The sequence below is a fragment of the Nesterenkonia halophila genome (assembly GCF_009467795.1).
Lineage (GTDB): Bacteria > Actinomycetota > Actinomycetes > Actinomycetales > Micrococcaceae > Nesterenkonia > Nesterenkonia halobia.
The window spans coordinates 1-17,782 of record NZ_WIAX01000015.1 but is presented as its reverse complement, the minus strand read 5'-3'; the positions used below and the strand labels follow the sequence as shown (position 1 = coordinate 17,782).

16 protein-coding genes are annotated in these 17,782 nt (G+C 72.6%); 9 read left to right on the top strand and 7 right to left on the bottom strand.

The genetic code is table 11. From position 1 onward, the window contains the following. The first annotated feature begins 300 nt into the window (after nt 1-300). Nucleotides 301-2,820, top strand: coding sequence for a GcvT family protein (locus tag GCL72_RS08180; RefSeq protein WP_153144227.1), 2,520 nt, complete (start codon nt 301-303; stop codon nt 2,818-2,820). Between the two features lie 24 nt (nt 2,821-2,844). Here GCL72_RS08180 and GCL72_RS08175 read toward each other — a convergent pair whose 3' ends face one another. Continuing rightward, nucleotides 2,845-3,726: an IclR family transcriptional regulator gene (locus tag GCL72_RS08175; protein ID WP_153144226.1), complete on the bottom strand. Its 882-nt coding sequence runs from the start codon at nt 3,724-3,726 to the stop codon at nt 2,845-2,847. Nucleotides 3,727-3,861: 135 nt separating this feature from the next. Between GCL72_RS08175 and GCL72_RS08170 the strand changes: the two genes are divergently transcribed. The 3 genes from GCL72_RS08170 to GCL72_RS08160 are packed head-to-tail and all read left to right on the top strand — an operon-like array spanning nt 3,862 to nt 7,803. Further along, nucleotides 3,862-5,139, top strand: a complete 1,278-nt coding sequence (locus tag GCL72_RS08170; protein WP_153144225.1) for a glycine cleavage T C-terminal barrel domain-containing protein — start codon at nt 3,862-3,864, stop codon at nt 5,137-5,139. Between the two features lie 10 nt (nt 5,140-5,149). Then, nucleotides 5,150-6,082 carry a methylenetetrahydrofolate reductase gene (locus tag GCL72_RS08165; RefSeq protein WP_153144224.1) on the top strand — a complete coding sequence of 311 codons (933 nt, stop codon included), beginning with the start codon at nt 5,150-5,152 and terminating at the stop codon, nt 6,080-6,082. Further along, nucleotides 6,079-7,803, top strand: a complete 1,725-nt coding sequence (locus GCL72_RS08160) for a formate--tetrahydrofolate ligase (protein WP_211365005.1) — start codon at nt 6,079-6,081, stop codon at nt 7,801-7,803. The genes GCL72_RS08165 and GCL72_RS08160 overlap by 4 nt, the downstream gene beginning before the upstream one ends. An 18-nt stretch (nt 7,804-7,821) precedes the next feature. Here the strand turns inward: GCL72_RS08160 and GCL72_RS08155 are convergent, their stop codons facing one another. From GCL72_RS08155 to GCL72_RS08145, 3 genes are read right to left on the bottom strand one after another with little or no spacing between them, the layout of a single operon-like run. Then, complete coding sequence (locus tag GCL72_RS08155; RefSeq protein ID WP_153144223.1) at nt 7,822-8,610, bottom strand: ABC transporter ATP-binding protein; 789 nt, start codon at nt 8,608-8,610, stop codon at nt 7,822-7,824. Continuing rightward, nucleotides 8,607-9,788 (bottom strand): FecCD family ABC transporter permease, encoded by a 1,182-nt coding sequence (locus tag GCL72_RS08150; protein ID WP_153144222.1) that lies wholly within the window; start codon nt 9,786-9,788, stop codon nt 8,607-8,609. The genes GCL72_RS08155 and GCL72_RS08150 overlap by 4 nt, the downstream gene beginning before the upstream one ends. After that, nucleotides 9,781-10,833, bottom strand: coding sequence for an ABC transporter substrate-binding protein (locus GCL72_RS08145; RefSeq protein WP_153144221.1), 1,053 nt, complete (start codon nt 10,831-10,833; stop codon nt 9,781-9,783). The genes GCL72_RS08150 and GCL72_RS08145 overlap by 8 nt, the downstream gene beginning before the upstream one ends. 223 nt (nt 10,834-11,056) lie before the next feature. Between GCL72_RS08145 and GCL72_RS08140 the strand changes: the two genes are divergently transcribed. The 3 genes from GCL72_RS08140 (at nt 11,057) to GCL72_RS08130 (ending at nt 13,420) form a co-directional block, all read left to right on the top strand. After that, on the top strand, nt 11,057-11,668 hold the full coding sequence (locus GCL72_RS08140; protein ID WP_153144220.1) for a LysE family translocator: 612 nt from the start codon (nt 11,057-11,059) through the stop codon (nt 11,666-11,668). A 143-nt stretch (nt 11,669-11,811) separates the two neighbouring features. Beyond that, the gene (locus tag GCL72_RS08135; protein WP_153144219.1) at nt 11,812-12,639 is read left to right on the top strand and encodes an SDR family oxidoreductase; all 828 of its coding nucleotides are present in this window, start codon (nt 11,812-11,814) and stop codon (nt 12,637-12,639) included. A 133-nt stretch (nt 12,640-12,772) separates the two neighbouring features. Then, nucleotides 12,773-13,420 carry an NADPH-dependent F420 reductase gene (locus tag GCL72_RS08130; RefSeq protein ID WP_153144218.1) on the top strand — a complete coding sequence of 216 codons (648 nt, stop codon included), beginning with the start codon at nt 12,773-12,775 and terminating at the stop codon, nt 13,418-13,420. Nucleotides 13,421-13,553: 133 nt separating this feature from the next. Here GCL72_RS08130 and GCL72_RS08125 read toward each other — a convergent pair whose 3' ends face one another. Continuing rightward, nucleotides 13,554-14,576 carry an NADP-dependent oxidoreductase gene (locus tag GCL72_RS08125; protein WP_153144217.1) on the bottom strand — a complete coding sequence of 341 codons (1,023 nt, stop codon included), beginning with the start codon at nt 14,574-14,576 and terminating at the stop codon, nt 13,554-13,556. Nucleotides 14,577-14,690: 114 nt separating this feature from the next. Here GCL72_RS08125 and GCL72_RS08120 point away from each other — a divergent pair, with 114 nt between their 5' ends. Continuing rightward, nucleotides 14,691-15,284 (top strand): TetR/AcrR family transcriptional regulator, encoded by a 594-nt coding sequence (locus GCL72_RS08120; protein ID WP_153144216.1) that lies wholly within the window; start codon nt 14,691-14,693, stop codon nt 15,282-15,284. Between the two features lie 44 nt (nt 15,285-15,328). Here the strand turns inward: GCL72_RS08120 and GCL72_RS08115 are convergent, their stop codons facing one another. Continuing rightward, on the bottom strand, nt 15,329-16,264 hold the full coding sequence (locus GCL72_RS08115) for a 3-methyladenine DNA glycosylase (RefSeq protein WP_425486771.1): 936 nt from the start codon (nt 16,262-16,264) through the stop codon (nt 15,329-15,331). A 145-nt stretch (nt 16,265-16,409) separates the two neighbouring features. On the opposite strand from GCL72_RS08115, the gene GCL72_RS08110 reads away from it, so the two are divergent. Further along, the gene (locus GCL72_RS08110; RefSeq protein WP_153144214.1) at nt 16,410-16,967 is read left to right on the top strand and encodes a GNAT family N-acetyltransferase; all 558 of its coding nucleotides are present in this window, start codon (nt 16,410-16,412) and stop codon (nt 16,965-16,967) included. 113 nt (nt 16,968-17,080) lie between these two features. Here the strand turns inward: GCL72_RS08110 and GCL72_RS08105 are convergent. After that, the coding region (locus GCL72_RS08105; protein WP_153144213.1) for an ACT domain-containing protein at nt 17,081-17,782 on the bottom strand (702 nt) is incomplete at its 5' end.

The following is a 17,782-nucleotide window of genomic DNA, read 5'->3' as shown; positions in this document are numbered from 1 at the left end:
TGACGCCCGCGGACAGGACTGCCGGCCGCCGGACCGGGGTGGACCGCCGGGGGAGGTGCCGTCTCACGCGCCGGGGGAGCGCGCTCCGCGAGCTTGCCCGACGAGTCTACCGGCTGTGCGACCGGCGCGCGGCGCCGGTGCAGGACCGTCTCGCCGGGACTCGGTCGCCGAGGCCGGCGACGGAGCGGGTCGCCCGGAATTCCTGGTGATCACCGTCACCCGCGGGCTACTCTGGGAGGGTCATCGTCGTCGTCTGCGACGGCGACCGCCGCGAGGAGAGCTGGCAGCGGGGTGAGTGCGATGGAGACCGTCCCGGAGCGCGCCGAGGTCGTGGTGATCGGCGCCGGAATCGTGGGCAGCAGCCTGGTGCGGCATCTGGCCGAGCTGGGCCGACGAGACATCCTGCTGGTGGACAAGGGGCCGCTGCCCGACCCCGGGGGATCCACCGGCCACGCGTCGAACTTCGTCTTCCCGGTGGACCACTCCAAGGAGATCACCGAGCTGACGCTGGACTCGACGCGCCAGTACGCCGAACTCGACGTGCTGATCCGCTGCGGCGGCATCGAGGTCGCCCGCACGCCGGAACGGCTGCAGGAGCTGCGCCGCCGGCTGACCTCGGCGCATGCCTGGGGCGTCGACGCCGAGCTGATCTCGCCGGAGCGCATCCGCGAGCTGGTGCCCTGGATCCGTGAGGACCTGCTCATCGGCGGCTTCCACACGCCCACCGGGGCGGTGGTCGATCCGATCCGCGCCGGCGAACTGATGCGCTCCCGAGCCGAGGAGCTCGGCGCGCTGCGCATGCTGCCCGAGACCGAGATCACCGGCTTCGACGTCGAGGGCGGCAGGGTCCGCGCGGTGCACACCTCGCGCGGCCGGGTGGAGGTCGAACAGGTCGTCGTCGCCTGCGGGGTCTGGAGTCCCCAGGTCGCCGCGCTGGCCGGCGCCTCGGTGCCGCTGACCCCGGCGGTGCACCAGATGATGGACATCGGCCCGATCGACGAGCTCGCCGAGACCGGCGAGGACATCTCCCGGCCGCTGGTCCGCGATATGGACGCGCGGATGTACGAGCGCCAGCGCGGCGCCGATCTGGAGATCGGCTCCTACGCCCACCGGCCGATCCTCCATGACCCCGCCGAGATTCCGCCGGTGGGCAGTCCCGGGCAGCGTTCGCCGACGGAGATGCCCTTCAGCGAGGCCGACTTCGCTCCGCAGCTGGCCCATGCGAAGCAGCTGTTCCCCACGCTGGTGGATCGCGACGACGTCGGTGTGGTCGACGCAGTCGACGGGCTCCTGTCCATCACTCCCGACGGAGCCCCGGTGCTCGGCGAGACCGCCGAGGTCGCCGGCCTGTGGTCGGCCGCGGCGGTCTGGATCAAGGAGGCCCCCGGCGTCGGGCGGGCGGTGGCCGAGTGGATGACGGCCGGGGCCAGCGAGATCGACGTCCACGGTGCTGATGTCACGCGCTTCGCCCCGCATGCCCGTACCCGGCACCATGCCCGCGCCCGGGCGGCCGAAGGATTCCCCAAGGTCTACGGCATCGTGCATCCGCGCGAACAGTGGGCCAGCCACCGGCCGGCGCGGACCAGTCCGCTGCAGCTGCGCACCGAGGCCCTCGGTGCGGAGTTCTTCGAGGCCGCCGGCTGGGAGCGTCCGCAGTGGTACCGCAGCAACGAGCGGCTGCTGGCCGACTACGGCGAGCGCGTCGAGCGGCGGCTGCACGAGTGGGACGCCCGCTGGTGGTCGCCGATCATCGAGGCCGAGCACCTGGCGATGCGCGAGCGGGCCGCGATGATAGACCTCAGCTTCTTCGCCGTCTTCGACGTGACAGGCCCCGGGGCGCTGGAGGCGGTCCAGCATCTGGCCGTCGCGAATGCGGACAAGGAGCCCGGTCGGGTCATCTACACCCCGCTGCTCGACGCCCGCGGCGGCTTCCGCGCGGACCTGACCATGCTGCGGCTGGACGAGCAGCGCTTCCGGATCATCACCGGAGCCGCCGACGGCGCCCGCGACCTGGCCTGGATCCGCCGGCGCCTGCCGGCCTCGGCCCGCGGCCGGGTGACGGTGACCGACCTGAGCTCGGCGACCTCGGCGATCGGGCTGTGGGGCCCGCGGGCCCGCGACGTCGTCGCCGCGCTGACCGACGAGGACGTCTCCGCCGCCGGATTCGGCTTCGGCACCGCCCGGGAGGTGACGCTGGCGGGGATCCCGACGCTGATGGTGCGGATCTCCTACGTCGGCGATCTCGGCTGGGAGATCCACACCGCCGCCGAGCACGCCGTCGCACTGTGGGACGCGCTGGTCGAGGCCGGCCGTCCGCACGGGACGGTGCCCGCCGGCGCCGGCGTGTACGGCACCACCGGCCGGCTGGAGAAGGCCCACCGGCTGATGGGCGCCGAGCTGGCCCCGGATCGCGACCCGGTCGAGGCCGGGCTGGCGCTGCCGCGGGTGAAGAGCGCCGACTTCCTCGGCAGGGAGGCCTATCTGGCCGTGCGCGCGCAGGAGCCGGCCGCGGTGCTCTGCTCGCTGGTCATGGACGGTCCCGGGGCGGCCGAGCCGCGGTTCCCCGCCGGCAACGAGCCGATCCTCGCGCCGGACGGCTCGCCGCTGCGCGACGCCCGCGGACGACGCAGCTACGTCACCAGCGCCGGGCCGGCGCCGTCGCTGGGCGAGCACCTGCTGCTGGCCTACCTGCCGCCGGAGGTCGCCGTCGAGGGCACGCAGCTGGCCGTGGAGATCCTCGCCGTCCGCCAGCCGGTGCGGGTGCTGACCGTCGGGCGGACGGCGCCCTTCGACCCGGAGCATGTCCGGATGAAGGACTGAGCGCGTCCGGGGTCGGGTCGAGGTTCAGTCGGCGCCGCCCGGGTGCCCCATGCGCCGGGAGAGCTCGGCGGCGGCGTGGAGCACCGCCGTGCGGATCTCCGGCAGCCGTTCGGAGGGCAGACGGTAGGCCGGGCCGGCCGCGCTGATCGCGGCGACGACCTCGCCGCTGTGGTCGAGCACAGGAGCGCCGACGGCGTTGAGCCCCTCCTCGTACTCTTCGAGGGCCTCGGCGAAGCCCTGGCCGCGGATGGCGCCGAGCTCCGCGTCGAGGTGCGCGGCGTCGAGGGTGTGCGCGGTGAACGCGTCCAGGCCCGCCGCGACGACGTCCTGCCGCTGGTCGGCGGGCAGGTGGGCGAGCAGCACCTTGCCCGAGGACGTCGCGTGCAGGGCGGTCTGCTGGCCGATCCAATTGCGCATCGCCACCGCGGAGGCGCCCTGGGACTGGCAGACGTTGATCGCCACCCCGTCGCGGGTGATCGCGACGTTGGTGGTCTCGCCGACTTCGGCGGAGAGCCGGTCGCAGACCGGCTGGGCCTCGACGCTGAGGTCCAGCCGGGCGGCGGTCGCGCCGGCCAGCCGCAGGCACCCCACGCCCAGATGGAAGCCGTCGGCGCGGGTCGGCGGCTCGATCATGTCGTGGCCGGCCAGCGTCTCGACCAGCCGGCCGACGGTGGACTTGTGCACGCCCAGCTCGCGGGCCATCGCGCTGAGCGTGGCCTCGCCGTCGCGGGCGAGGATGTGCAGGATCTGCAGCGCACGGTCCACCGAGCGCACCGTCGTCGAGGACTCGGCCGTCGTCGGCGCGGCCGCGGCCAGAGCGCCGGTGGAGGCCGACGGCGCAGTCCGGCGGGCGTCGTCCTCCCGGCCGTCCTCCGGGTGCTCGGCAGGAGCGGATGCAGGGTTCATGGGCTTCGAGAGTAGTCCGCGGCGCGGGGGTGCGAGCAACAGGTGGCGTCTCGCATGACGCAACCTATTGTGTGATACGCGACACGGTGACACGCTGGAGGTGTCCCGATGATGTGACACCAGCGGAGGTTCCCCATGACGGTCAGCGAGGGTACCGCCACCACCACCGACAGCGTCGGTCCAGTCGTCCCGGACCCCCGGATCCTGCTCTACCCGCGGATTCGGAAGTCCCCCTTCTTCTGGGCCTCTCGTCGGCACGGCGTGGCGATGTACAGCGTCTACAACCACACGTACCACCCGCGGCACTACGGCGATCCGGTCGCCGAGTACTGGGCGCTGCTCGAGGGTGTGACCCTGTGGGACACCGGCGTCGAGCGGCAGATCGAGATCACCGGCCCCGACGCCTTCGAGTTCACCAACATGCTCATCCCGCGCGACCTGTCCAAGTGCGCGGTGGGGCAGTGCAAGTACGTCTTCATCACCGGCGAGGACGGCGGCATCCTCAACGACCCGGTCCTGCTGCGGCTCGGGGAGGACCACTTCTGGCTCTCGCTGGCGGACAGCGACATCCTGCTCTGGGCCCGCGGCGTGGCGCTGCACTCCGGGATGGACGTGACCATCCGGGAGGCCGACGTCGGCCCGGTCCAGGTGCAGGGTCCGCTCTCGGCGCAGGTGATGGCCGCGGTCTTCGGGCCCGAGGTGCTCGACATCGGCTACTACCGGCTGGCCGAGTACACCCTGGACGGCATGGAGGTCGTCGTCTCCCGCACCGGCTACAGCGCCGAGGTGGGCTTCGAGATCTACGTCAAGAACGCCTCCCGCGACGGCGTGCGGCTCTGGGAGACGGTCTGGGCCGCCGGCGAGCCCTACGGGATGCGGGTCATCGGTCCCTGCCACATGCGGCGCATCGAGGCCGGCATCCTCTCCCACGGCTGCGACATCACCGTCGACACCAACCCCTTCGAGGTGGGGATGGGCTACGACTGGATGGTCAATCTGGACCAGGAGGCCGACTTCATCGGCAAAGAGGCGCTCACCCGGATCAAAGCCGAGGGGGTGAGCCGGCGGCTGGCCGGCATCACCATCGGCGGTCCGCCGCTGGGCACCTTCAACGACGGCTCGATGATCGAGTCCTTCCCGGTCTGGCGCGGCGCTGAGCGCGTCGGCCACGTGACCTCGGCCTGCCACTCGCCCCGGCTCGAGCAGAACATCGGCTACGCGATGGTTCCGATGGAGCTCAGCGAGACCGGCACCGAGCTGGAGGTCGAGACCCCGTCCGGCGTGGTCCAGGCGGTCGTGGTGCCGAAGCCCTTCGTCGACCCGACCAAGGACACGCCCAAGCAGGATCTCAGCGACGGCGCGGCCTCCGACGGCGCGGGCGCCGGCGGTCCCGCCTCGCCGATCTCGGGATGAGGTGAGCAGGATGCGGCGCACCACCGCCCCCGACTCGGGGCTGGCCCGCGAGACGCGACGGCGGCTCGGCGAGATGCTGGCCGAGGCGCGCTTCGAGGTGCTGCCGCTGGACGGCGTCGTCGAGGAGGTGACCGCCCGGCTGCCCGCCGAGGTCACGGTGACGGTCACCTCCTCGCCGGCGAAGGGGCCTGAGTCCACCGTCGACGTCGCCGCGGAGCTCTCCCGGCGCGGTCACCGCACCGTGCCGCATCTGGCCGCCGCGCACCTCACCGGCGAGGACCAGCTGGCCGCGATGCTGGAGCGGCTCGCCGCCGCCGGGATCGAGGAGGTCTTCGTCGTCGGCGGAGACTCCGGCGTCGGCGCCCCCGACGGCGCGACGGCGGGCTTCCACGACGGCGAGCAGCTGCTCGAGGCCGTCGCCCGGCTGGCCCCGCAGCTGCGGCTCGGCGTCGGCGGCTATCCGGAGGGCCACCCGGACATCCCGGACGAGGCGCTGCGCGACGGGCTGCGCAGGAAGAGCCGGCACGCCGACGTCGTGGTCTCGCAGATGTGCCTGGACGCCGAGGCCGTCCGCGGGTGGGCGGCGACGCTGCGCGACGACGGCATCAGCGCCCGGCTGGTCGCCGGGCTGCCCGGCGTGGTGGGCACCTCGCGACTGCTGCGGGTGGGCCGCCGCATCGGCGTCGGCGACTCACTGCGCTTCCTCACCTCGCGGCTGCGCGGCGGACAGGGCGGCGGACTGGCCCGACTTGTCGCCCCGGGACGGTGGGACCCCGCTCCCACGGCGACGGAGCTGGCGGCGCCGCCGGCCGAGGGGGAGATCCCGCCGGACGGACTGCACTTCTACACGTTCAACGCCATCGCGGAGACCGAGCATCGGCGCCGGGACCTGCTGGCGCAGCTGGAGGAGCTCGAACGCCTCGACGAAGGAGGAGCGGCATGACCACGACATCGCACGAGGGGCGCACCACCGCCGCCGACAGCCTGGCGATCTCCTCCGGGGCCGATCTGGCCCGGCTCGAGGAGCTGACGGCGAGCATGGGACTCGACGACGACCTCGTCGAGCCCTACGGCCGCGGAGTGGGCACGATCGACCTCGCCGCGATCGAGCGGCTGGCCGACCGGCCACGGGCGAAGTACGTGCTGGTCACCGCCATCACGCCGACGCCGCTGGGGGAGGGCAAGACCACCACGGCAGTGGGGCTGGGCCAGGGGATGCGGCACACCGGACGGCGCGGCGTCGTCGCCGTGCGCCAGCCCTCGCTGGGGCCCAGCCTGGGCATCAAGGGCGGCGGCGCCGGCGGCGGCTACAGCCAGGTGGTGCCGATGGACCGGCTCAACCTGCATCTGACCGGCGACCTGCACGCCGTCGCCGCCGCGCACAACCAGCTGGCGGCGATGATCGACAACCACCTGCACCGCGGCAGCCCCTCCGGCCTGGATCCCGAGCAGGTGACCTGGCGGAGGACGATGGACGTCAACGACCGCTCGCTGCGGCAGATCGTCACCGGACTCGGTCCGACGGCCCACGGACCGGTGCGCCAGACCGGCTTCGAGATCACCGCCGCTTCGGAGATCATGGCCGCACTGTCGCTGTCGACCTCGCTGCGCGACCTGCGGACGCGGATGGGACGCATCGTCGTCGGCCGCACCCGCGACGGCGAGCCGGTCACCGCCGAGGACATCAAGGCCGCAGGGGCGATGACCGTGCTGCTGCGCGAGGCGATCCGGCCGAATCTGATGCAGACGCTGGAGCGGACGCCGGCGCTGGTGCACTGCGGCCCCTTCGGCAACATCGCCACCGGCAACTCCTCGGTCGTCGCCGACCTGATCGGCAGCCGCTGCGGGGACTACCTGATCACCGAGGCCGGCTTCTCCGCGGACATGGGCGCCGAGCGCTTCTTCAACATCAAGTGCCGGATCTCCGGGCTGACCCCCGACGTCGCCGTCGTGGTGGCCACGGTGCGGGCGCTGAAGGTCCACTCCGGCCGGCACCGGGTGGTGGCGGGGAGGCCGCTGCCCGAGGAGATGACCGCGGAACGGCCGGAGGAGGTCCGCCTCGGCGCGGAGAACCTGCGCGCGCAGCTGCGCATCGTCCGTCGCCACGGGGTCACCCCGGTGGTGGCGGTCAACGCCTTCCCGACCGACTACGACTCCGAGCACCGCGCGATCGCCGAGGTCGCCGCCGAGGAGGGCGCGCGCTGCGCGCTGTCCACCCACTTCGCCGACGGCGGCGCCGGAGCCGCCGAGCTGGCCGACGCCGTCGCCGAGGCCGCCGAGGAGGACAGCGAGTTCCAGTTCCTCTACCGCGACGAGACCCCGCTGCGCGAGAAGATCGAGACGATCGCCACCGAGGTCTACGGTGCCGACGGCGTGGACTTCTCCGCGGCGGCCGAGCGGGACCTGGAGCGGTTCATCGCCGAGGGCCACGGGCGGCTGCCGGTGTGCGTGGCCAAGACGCATCTCTCGCTCTCGGCCGACCCGACGCTGCCCGGCGCCCCGACCGGCTGGCGGCTGCCGGTCCGCGAGGTCCGCCTCTCCGCCGGGGCCGGGTTCATCTACCTGATCTGCGGGACCATGCAGACCATGCCCGGGCTGGGCTCGGCCCCGGCGGCCGAGAGCATCGACATCGACGACGAGGGGAACATCGTCGGACTGTTCTGATCGGGCCTGCCGGCCCGGTCAGCCGCCGACGGCCGGGAGGGCGGCCGTCGGGTCGAAGGAGACGACCACCCGCCGGCGCGCGGCGTCGTGGCGGACCTCGGCCGCGACGCCGTAGACCTCGGCGATGAGCTCCGGAGTGAGCACCTCGTGCGGATCGCCGCCGGCGACCACTGCGCCGTCGCGCAGCACGACCAGATGGTCGCAGTACATCGCGGCGAGGTTCAGATCGTGCAGTGCGACGACGGAGGTGACCGGAAGCCGGGTCACCAGGGTCAACAGCTCCAGCTGGTGCCGGATGTCGAGATGGTTCGTCGGCTCGTCGAGCAGCAGCTCGTCGGGCTGCTGGGCCAGCGCCCGGGCGATCTGGGCGCGCTGGCGCTCGCCGCCGGAGAGCGTGTGCCACAGCCGGTCCGCCTTCTCGACGAGCCCCGTCTGCTCCAGCGCCTCGGCGACGGCCGCGGCGTCGGCGGTCGGATCGCCGCCCCAGGCGCCGCGGTGCGGGATGCGGCCCAGCCGGACCACGTCCTCGACGCGGATGTCCATGTCCGTGTCGGCATGCTGGCCGACCACGGCGACCCGCCGGGCCAGCCGACGGCGCGGCACGGAGCCCAGCTCGTCGTCGTCGAGGCGCACCACGCCGGAGGAGGGGCGCATGACGCCCTGCATCAGGCGCAGCAGCGAGGACTTCCCGGAGCCGTTGGGGCCCAGCAGGCCGACTGTGGCGCCGGGGGTCGGGTGCAGCGTCACCCCGTCGACGATGAGCGCGCCGCCGCGGGACCAGCTGACGGATTCGGCGTGCAGGCTCATGCTCTCCTCCGTCGCCGGGCGAGCAGCGCGACGAACACCGGCACGCCGATCAGCGCGGTTCCCACGCCCGCCGGCAGCGGCGTCGGGGCGAAGGCGACGCGGGAGCCGGCATCGACCCACACCATGAAGATCGCGCCGAGCACGGCGGTGGTCGGGATGAGTCGGACGTGCCGGGGGCCGACCAGCAGGCGCGCGGCATGCGGCAGCACCAGGCCGACGAATCCGATGGCTCCGGCCACGCTGACCAGCGTGGCGGTCATCAGGGCGGTGAGCAGCAGCAGGCCGAGCCGGACCTTCCGTACGGAGAGGCCCAGGGAGGCGGCGATCTCGTCGCCGAAGGCGAAGGCGTCCAGCGCGTGGGCGCTGCGCAGGCAGATCAGCGTGCCGAGGGCGACCACCCCGGCGCTCAGCGCGACGTCGTCCCAGCGCACGCCCTCCAGCGAGCCGAGCAGCCAGAACATCACCCCGCGCGTCTCGTGGGAGTCGGCGACGGCGAAGACGATCAGCGAGGTCAGCGCGGAGAACAGCTGGGTGCCGGCCACGCCGGCGAGGACCACGCGGTCATGGCCGCCGCCGGCCAGCCGGGACAGCGCGAGGACCAGGGCGAAGGCGACCAGGGCGCCGAGGAAGGCTCCTCCGGAGAGTCCGAGCCCGACGCCGCCGAGGCCGAGGACGCCCACGGCGACCGCGCCGGTGGAGGCGCCGGAGGAGACTCCCAGGACGTAGGGATCGGCGAGCGGATTGCGCAGCAGCGACTGCATGATCGCTCCGCAGAGTCCCAGGCCGGCGCCGCAGGCGGCGGCGACCAGAGCCCGCGGCAGGCGCTCCTGCCAGACGATGGCGTCCTCCGAGACGCGCACCGGGATCTGCGCGTCGGCGAGGTGGTTCAGCACGACGTCGCGGACGTTGACCAGCGAGACCTCGGCGGGTCCGAGGGTGACGGCCGCGCCCACGGAGAGGACCAGCAGCGCCAGACCGCCCAGGCCCAGGGACGCCGAGGTCAGCGCGGCCCGCGCCCGGCCGGCCGCACGCCGGGCGGTGCCCGTCGTCCGGGCGCTCGGCGAGCTCGGGGGCGACGAACCCTCGGTCGGGGAGACGGCGACGGCGACGGCGTCGGCGGCGTCGCACGCGGTCGACGGCGGCGCGGGGCGGGCCGCCGGAGCGGCGGGACTACTCATCGTCCTGCTCCGTCCAGAACTCTCCGATCGTCTCCAGTCCGTCGACGAAGCGGATGGAGGGGTTCATCTCGGCGCCGTGCAGCGCGATGTAGCGCTCCTGCCGCACCGCCTCGAGGTTCCGGGTCAGCGGGTCGGACTCGAGGAACTCGATCTTCTCCTCCAGGAGGTCGCCGGGGAACCGGTCGCGCTGCAGATCGCCGAGGACGAGCACGTCGGGGTCCTTCTCCACGATCGTCTCCCAGCTGCGCGCCGGCCAGTCGTCGGCGGTGCCGGCGAAGACGTTCTGCATCCCGGCCGTCTCCGCCAGGCGCGCCGCGGAGCCGTAACCGCCGGCGACGTAGGGAGTGCGGGTGTCGGCGAACCAGAAGGCGACGGTCGCGCCGTCGGCGTCGACGCCCTCCAGCGCCTCGTCGGCGCGGCGCTGCAGATCCTCCACCAGGTCCTCGCCGCGCGAAGGGACGTCGAAGATCTGCGCGAGCTGCCGGATCTCGGTGTAGAGCGACTCGGTCTCCAGCATCCGGGTGCGGGTGCCGCCGCCGTTGATGGAGCGGCCGTCCTCGCAGTCGGTCGGCGAGAGATAGGACTCCAGGCCGGTTTCGGCGAAGCGGTCGCGGGAGGCCACGCCGCCCTCGGTGGTGAAGTGCCGGCCGAAGGAGGCGGTGATGAAGTCCGGCTCGGCGTCGAGCACGACCTCATAGGTGGGGGCGTTCTGCGCCAGGCGGGGGACCTCGGACTCGGCCTCGGCGAGGTCGCCCAGCACCGGGTCCGTCCAGGAGGCGGTCCCGGCGAGCCGATCCTCGAGCCCGAGCGAGAGCAGGATCTCGGTGGAGTTCTGGTCCAGCGAAACTGCGCGGTCGGGCGGGGCGTCGACGGTGATCTCCCGTCCGCAGTTCTGCAGGGTCAGCGGGTATTCCGTCGCTCCTTCGCCGGCGGCGGCCTCGGATCCTGACGACGCCGGGTCCTCCACCGGCTCGGACGGGCCGCAGCCGGTGGCCGCCAGAGTCGCGGCGGCGATGACCACGCCCGCAGCTGCTCGAATCCTCATGTCGTCGGTCCTGTCCTCTGTGCTGTCGATGCCTGCTCGGTGCCCGTCCCGCGGACCGGTGTCGGGTCCGGTCGCCCGGGGTAGGACCGTGCGACGTGTGCGGCGCAACAGTTTAGCCTGACCTTACTGGATTACGGAATCGTCAGGTGCGGGATATGGGATCGCCGGTGATCTCCGGGGCCGGGCCCGCAGGAGGGACGCGGCGGACGGCATACTGGGCGTCATGGAATGGAGCGCCTATCTGAGCTTCCTGGCGATCGCCGCCGCCGTCGTGCTGACTCCCGGCGCCGACGTCGCCGTGGTGTTGAAGAACTCGCTGATGAGCGGGCGGCGCGGGGGAGTGGCCGCCGCCCTCGGGGTGACCACCGCCGTGGGCATCCAGGGCGTGCTCACCGCCGCGGGCCTGGGGGTGCTGATCGCCCAGTCGCAGCCGCTGCTGCAGACGATCCGCTGGATCGGCGTGGCGTATCTGGCCTGGCTGGCGCTGCAGGCGCTGCGCTCGGCCTGGCGCGGCGAGTACGTCGGGCTGGTGGACACCTCCGGCGTCGCCGCCCGCGGCTACCGGCAGGGATTCCTGACCAACATCACCAACCCGGCGGTGCTGATGTTCTATCTGGCGCTCTTCCCGCAGTTCATGACCGCGGACATGTCGGTCTGGTGGCTGGGCGCGATGGCCATGACGCTGCCCGCGCTGGGCATCGTCCAGCTGGTCACCCTGGCGCTGGTCATCGACGGCGCCTCCCGCTGGCTGCAGCGCCGCCGCGTGCGCCGGGTGCTCGACTCGGTCACCGGGCTGGCCCTCGGCGGGCTGGGGCTGCGGGTCGCGCTGCAGTGAGCTGAGGCGGGCCGGCGCGGGCGACGGGGCGGCGGGTCTGGCCGACTCCGCGCCCTGCGTGCCACGGTGTCGAGGGTGTGACCCGGCCGGGACGACCCGACTGCGGCGCCCGGTCCGACAGGCCCCGCCGATCAGGAGGAACCATGACACAGCGCATCGCCGTGCTCGGTGCCACCGGCACTGTGGGGCGGCGCGTCGCGGAGTCGCTGCGCCGCCGCGGTCTCGAGGTCGTGCCGATCAGCCGGGCCGACGGCGTCGACGTGCTGGACCGCGGCGCGCTGGCCGCCGCACTCGTCGGCGTCGACGCCGTGGTCGATTGCCTGGATCGCAAGACCCTGGCCGCCGACACGGCCGGCGACTTCTTCGCCCGGGCCGCGGCCACAGTGCTCGGCGCGCTCGACGACGCCGACGCCGCCGGGGCCCGGGTGGTGTGTCTGTCCATCGTCAACGCCGACTCCCCGTCGGTGAATCGGTGGATGCCCTATTACCGGGCGAAGGTGCGCCAGGAGCAGAGCTGGCGCGTGCACGGCCGCGGCGTCTGCGTGGTGCGCACGACCCAATGGTTCGAGTTCGCCGAGCAGATGATGCAGATGCTGGCCTGCCGCGGCACGGCGGTGGTCCCCGGGGCGCGGGCGCGGCCGACGGCGGCGGCCGACGTCGCCGAGGTGCTCGCCGATCTGGCGCTCGCCGCGGACCCGCCGCGGCTGTTCGAGGTCTGCGGCCCCGAGGTGCTCGACATCGCCGAGCTGGCGCGGCGGGTGGTGGCCCGTCGTCGGAGAGACGGGCCTGCCGGAGTGCGCCGCGTGGTGCGTCTGCCGCTGGGACGCACGCCGCTGGGGGACGGTTCGCTGCTGCCGCTGGATCCGGACATCATCACCGACACCACGGCCGAGGAGTGGCTGGCCTCCGACCCGGCGGCGGTGGCACTGGCCCGCGAAGCCCTCCGCCTGGACGCGCCGGCCGTTCCCTGAGAGGGCGGGACGTGTCGCCGACACCACGCCGGGACCGGGAATGCCGCGGCGGGCTCCCCTGTTATTTCAAATCGAGAATACTTGCGGAGGGTCGTTGCGCCACCCTCCGCATCCACGATGGGAGGAGCATGTGATGAGCGGAGAGCAGCTGACCGTCGGGGTCCTGGGGGCCGGTCGCGTGGGCACCGCCGTCGGGCGTCAGGCGGTGCGGGCCGGCCATACGGTGAAGATCGCGACCAGCCGGCCGGCCGAGGAGAACCGCCTGCTCACCGAAGTCGTCGTGCCGGGGGCCGCGGCCGCGGATCCGCAGGATCTCGCCGACGCCGACCTGATCATCGTCGCCGTGCCGCTGAACAGGTACCGCAGCCTCGACGCCTCGGCGCTGCAGGGGCAGGTGGTCGTCGACGCGATGAACTATTGGGTCGGCGTCGACGGATTTCTCGCCGAGTTCGACGGCACCCGCTCCACCTCCGAGGTCGTCGGGGAGTTCCTCGGCGACGTGCGTCTGGTCAAGACGCTGAACCACATCGGCTACGGCGAGCTCGAGGTCGAGGCGAAGCCCGCCGGTGCGGGGGATCGCCGGGCGCTGGGTGTGGCGAGCGACGACGCCGGGGCCAAGGCCCTGGTGTCCGCCTTCGTCGACAGCCTGGGCTTCGACGTCGTCGACGCCGGCGAGCTGGCCGCCGGTCGGGCCTTCGAGAACGGCTCGGAGATCTTCACCGGCCGGCACACCGCCGCGCAGATGCGCGAGGTGCTCGAGCGCGAGACCGCCCGCGTCTGAGCGCTCCCACGGCGGTCGCTCCGCCCCGGGTGGTGCTCCGGCCGGGGATGACTCTGTGGCGCGTGTGGGAATGCTCAGGCACTCCCGCACGCGCCACAGAGTCACCCTGCCCTGACCTCTCCGGGGCGGCGGCTCAGCTGGTGCGGACGACCATCTTGCCGGTGTTGCTGCCCTGCATCATGCCCAGGAAGGCGTCGACGGCGTGCTCGATCCCGTCGACCACCGTCTCGTCATAGGTGATCTCCCCGGCGGCGAACCACTCGGCCATGCGCTGAGAGTACTCGCCGGCCAGGTCGAAGTGCCCGCCGAGCGTGAAGCCCTCCATGCGCAGGCTGCGGGTGATCAGCGCGCTGAGGTTGTCCGGACCGGGAGTCGGAGCCTCGGCGTTGTAGCTGGCGATCGCCCCGCACAGCGCCAGGCGGCCGCCGGTGTTCATCACGTCCAGCGCCGCCTCCAGGTGGTCTCCGCCGACGTTGTCGAAGAAGACGTCGACGCCGTCGGGGGCGTGGTCCGGCAGCTGCTCGCGGATCGGGGCGTCCTTGTAGTTGACCGCGGCGTCGAAGCCGTACTTCGAGGTCAACAGCTCGACCTTCTCCGCCGATCCGGCCGAGCCGATGACGCGCTCGGCGCCGAGCAGCCGGGCGATCTGGCCCGCCGTCGAACCCACGGCGCCGGCGGCGCCGGAGATGAACACCGTGTCGCCGGAGCGCAGCCCGGCGATGCGGGTGAGGCCGACGTAGGCCGTCAGACCGGTCATGCCCAGCACGCCCAGGTGCAGCGAGAGCGGGGCACCCTCGATCTCGGCGACCGGGCGGAAGGCGCTCGCCTCGGCCTGGGCGACGTCGCGCCAGCCGAGCTGGTGCAGCACCGGCGCGCCGACCGGAAGATCCGCGGAACGGGATGCGACGACGCGGCCCACGGCGCCGCCGGTCATCGTCTCCTCCAGCGCGAAGGGCGGGACGTAGCTCTTCACGTCGTTCATCCGGCCGCGCATGTAGGGGTCGACGGAGATGAACTCGTTGGCCACGCGGACCTCGTCCTCGCCGAGCGCGGGCAGCTCGACCTCGACGGTGCGGAAGTTCTCCGGCGTCGGCCAGCCGGCGGGACGGCTGACCAGCTGGATCTGGGTGCTGGTGCTGGCATTCGTGGACGACATGAGTGTCCGCCTTTCTGGGCCGGACCGGGGAGGCGGTGCCGGCGAGCCTTTTTGGAATGACTGTTCCAGTATATTCTGGACCAGTCATCACACAAGGGGCCGAACGGAGGATCCATGCCACGCACGCGGGAGTTCGCGACCGACGACGCCGTCGTCGCCGCCCGTTCGGTGTTCTGGGAGTACGGCTACGAGCAGGCCTCAGTGCCCGATCTGGAGCGTGCCACCGGACTCGGGCGCTCGAGCATCTATCAGGCCTTCGGCAGCAAGCGGGGGCTATTCGATGCCTGCGTGGAGAGCTACCTCGACGAGGTCATCCGTCCGCGGCTGCGTCCGATGCAGCAGGATCCAGTGGACGCCGGCGCGCTGGCGGCCTACCTGGACGGTCTGCGCGAGGCGCTGGCCGACGCCGCCTCTGCTCCCGGGCGGCACGGGTGCCTGCTGATGAACGCCGCCTCGGCCCCGATCAGCCGGCAGCATGCGGTGGCCGAGCAGGTGGCCGCCTATCGCGAAGAGCTGCGCGCGGCGATGCGCCGCGGCCTGGCCGCCGCGCGGGCAGGCCGCAGAGCGGGCGACGGCGAGCCGGAGCCGGAGCTGCTGGACCGCGACGCCGAGGCCTGCGCCTCCCTGGTGACCTCGGCCTTCGCGCTGACCCGTGTCGACCATGCTGCGGCGCTGCGCTGCGTCGATGCCGCCCGCGCGATGATCTGAGCCGCTCGGGGCGGTCTATTCGGATGGTCGCTCTGGACGGGTGCTCAGGTCTCGGCGAGCTCGTCGACGGCGTCGAGCACCGCCAGCAGCCGCTCCCGCAGCCGCTGCGCCTCCGCGGAGAAGCCCCGCTGCGCGCGGGCGTACTCCGCCCGGCCCTGCGGCGTCTCGATGCGCACCGGCTCATAGCCCCAGTCGGAGAGGTCGTAGGGCGAGGCGCGCATGTCCAGCTCGCGGATGCGCCAGGCCAGATCGAAGCAGTCCAGCAGCAGATCTGCGCTGACTGCCGGGATGAGCTTATAGGCCCACTTGTAGAGGTCCATGTTCGCGTGCAGGCAGCCCGGCTGTTCCATCTCCACCTGCGTCTCGCGGGTGGGCTGCAGCGCGTTCAACGGCCGGGCCGAGGGCGTGTAGAAGCGGAAGGCGTCGAAATGCGTGCAGCGGATGTTCTGCTCCTCGACGACGGCGTCGGTGCCGGCCGAGCCCAGCCGCAGCGGCACCTGATCGTGGCGCTGGCCGTGCTGCTCGGAGCGGTAGACCATCGCCCACTCGTGCAGACCGAAGCAGCCCAGCTGCGCCGGCCGGGCCGCCGTCGCGCTGAGCAGCCGCCGGGCGAAGCCGATCATCGAGGCGCGCTCCTCGCGGAAGCGCACGACGTCGACCGTCGCCCCGCCGGTCGCGGTGCCGTCGTCGACAGCGGTGTAGAACTTCCAGCCGGCCGCCTCAGAGGCGCCGGCGCCTTCGAGGATCATCCCGGCGCCGGGGTGCCAACGGGAGAGCTGGCCGGGGGAGTGCGAGTAATAGGTGAACAGGAAGTCCTCGACGGGGTGCTTCTCTCCGGCGTGCCGGCGGGCGAGGAAGGCGTCGGCATAGCCGGCGACGGCGCGCTGGTGCGCGGCCGCGCGCTCGCGGTGCTCGTGGTCAGGGATCACGGAGACTCCGCGAGGAGTCTGAATCTCGGCTGGGACGTGGGTTACACTCATGATCGTCTCTCGCACCATATGCGCAGGCGGCAGGACGGCCCGACCGGGCTCGACCTGCCGCCTGCTGCGTGTCTGCGGGTCTTCTACCTCGTTTGCCGAGGCGGGTGCGCGCCGGGCGTCGGTCCGGAGTCCTAGAGTCGGGGCCATGAAGCCTCCGGCGTCCCATGGTCCCACCTCTGGTGCCGAGCTGCATCGCCCGGCGGAGACCGACCTCTCCGAGGTGCACGAGCTCTACCGTGATCCCCGCGTCTGGACCCATCTGCCCTCGGGGCGGCACGTCGACGCGGCGCAGACCCGCCGGCTGCTCGACGGCTGGCGGCGCTCCTGGGAGGAGCATGGCCTGGGGCAGTGGATCGTCCGCGACGCCGGCTCCGGGATGCTGCTCGGCCACGGCGGCTGTGCGGTGCGCGGAGAGCTGCTGTGGAACTTGGGGTATCGCTTCGCCGTCGAGGCCCAGGGACGAGGCCTGGGGAGCTGGGTCGGGCGATGCGGGCTGGAGGCGGCCGTCGAGGTCGACGCCTCGCGGGCGGCGGCGGCCTATCTGCTCGAGCACAACGGCGCCTCGGCGTGGGTGGCGGAGAAACTCGGTCTCAGTCTGCAGCACCGCGGGCCCGACGCCGGCAATCCGGACCCGGAGGCGGTCCGGCTGGTCTACGCCGATCGGACGCTGAACGCGGAGCAGCTGGCCGCCGCGATGCGGTGATCCGGGCACCCAGACGACGACTCTGGAACTTGGGCCCGACCCCCCCCCGTGTTCTTCGGCGAGGGTTCAGGCCCGAGCTCCAGAGCCATCGCTGCGTGGAGCCGGGGAGTGCCTCAGCGGCCGGTGCCGGCGTAGACCGTGGCCTCCTGGTCGGCGTCGAGGCCGAAGGCGGTGTGGATCGCCTGCACCGCACGGCCCAGGTCCTCGATGTCGGTGATCACCGAGACGCGGATCTCCGAGGTGGAGATCAGGCCGATGTTGATGCCGGCGTCGCGCAGGGCGGTGAAGAACCGCGCCGAGACTCCCGGGTGGTGGCGCATGCCGCCGCCGACGAGAGAGACCTTGCCGACCTGCGGCACGTAGTCCAGCTCCTCGAAGCCGATCTGCTCCTTGTTGTCCGTCAGGATCTGCACCGACTTCTCGATGTCCGCACCCGGCAGGGTGAAGGAGATGTTGGTCGTCTTCGTGTCGTCGGAGACGTTCTGCACGATCATGTCGATGTTCGTGCCGGCCTGGGCGATCAGGTTGAAGATGTCGGCGGCCTTGCCGGGCACGTCCGGGACGCCGGAGATCGTCAGCTTGGCCTCGGAGTCGTCGTGGGCGACGCCGGAGATGATGGGCTGTTCCAAGGGTTCCCCTTCCTGGAGGGCGATGGTGTCGTCGGGGCCGGGCAGCACCCAGGTGCCTTCGTGCTGGGAGAACGACGAGCGCACGTGCAGCTTCACGCCGAAGCGCCGGGCGTACTCGACCGAGCGCAGGTGGAGCACCTTCGACCCGGCGGCGGCCATCTCCAGCATGTCCTCGCTGGAGATCTG

Coding starts and splice junctions, on each gene's coding strand:
- GCL72_RS08170 (WP_153144225.1), top strand. CDS start 3,862: ATGACGGTCAGCGAGGGTACCGCCACCACCACCGACAGCGTCGGTCCA.
- GCL72_RS08160 (WP_211365005.1), top strand. CDS start 6,079: ATGACCACGACATCGCACGAGGGGCGCACCACCGCCGCCGACAGCCTG.
- GCL72_RS08140 (WP_153144220.1), top strand. CDS start 11,057: ATGGAATGGAGCGCCTATCTGAGCTTCCTGGCGATCGCCGCCGCCGTC.
- GCL72_RS08165 (WP_153144224.1), top strand. CDS start 5,150: ATGCGGCGCACCACCGCCCCCGACTCGGGGCTGGCCCGCGAGACGCGA.
- GCL72_RS08180 (WP_153144227.1), top strand. CDS start 301: ATGGAGACCGTCCCGGAGCGCGCCGAGGTCGTGGTGATCGGCGCCGGA.
- GCL72_RS08145 (WP_153144221.1), bottom strand. CDS start 10,833: ATGAGGATTCGAGCAGCTGCGGGCGTGGTCATCGCCGCCGCGACTCTG.
- GCL72_RS08125 (WP_153144217.1), bottom strand. CDS start 14,576: ATGTCGTCCACGAATGCCAGCACCAGCACCCAGATCCAGCTGGTCAGC.
- GCL72_RS08110 (WP_153144214.1), top strand. CDS start 16,410: ATGAAGCCTCCGGCGTCCCATGGTCCCACCTCTGGTGCCGAGCTGCAT.
- GCL72_RS08120 (WP_153144216.1), top strand. CDS start 14,691: ATGCCACGCACGCGGGAGTTCGCGACCGACGACGCCGTCGTCGCCGCC.
- GCL72_RS08155 (WP_153144223.1), bottom strand. CDS start 8,610: ATGAGCCTGCACGCCGAATCCGTCAGCTGGTCCCGCGGCGGCGCGCTC.
- GCL72_RS08130 (WP_153144218.1), top strand. CDS start 12,773: ATGAGCGGAGAGCAGCTGACCGTCGGGGTCCTGGGGGCCGGTCGCGTG.
- GCL72_RS08115 (WP_425486771.1), bottom strand. CDS start 16,264: ATGAGTGTAACCCACGTCCCAGCCGAGATTCAGACTCCTCGCGGAGTC.
- GCL72_RS08135 (WP_153144219.1), top strand. CDS start 11,812: ATGACACAGCGCATCGCCGTGCTCGGTGCCACCGGCACTGTGGGGCGG.
- GCL72_RS08175 (WP_153144226.1), bottom strand. CDS start 3,726: ATGAACCCTGCATCCGCTCCTGCCGAGCACCCGGAGGACGGCCGGGAG.
- GCL72_RS08150 (WP_153144222.1), bottom strand. CDS start 9,788: ATGAGTAGTCCCGCCGCTCCGGCGGCCCGCCCCGCGCCGCCGTCGACC.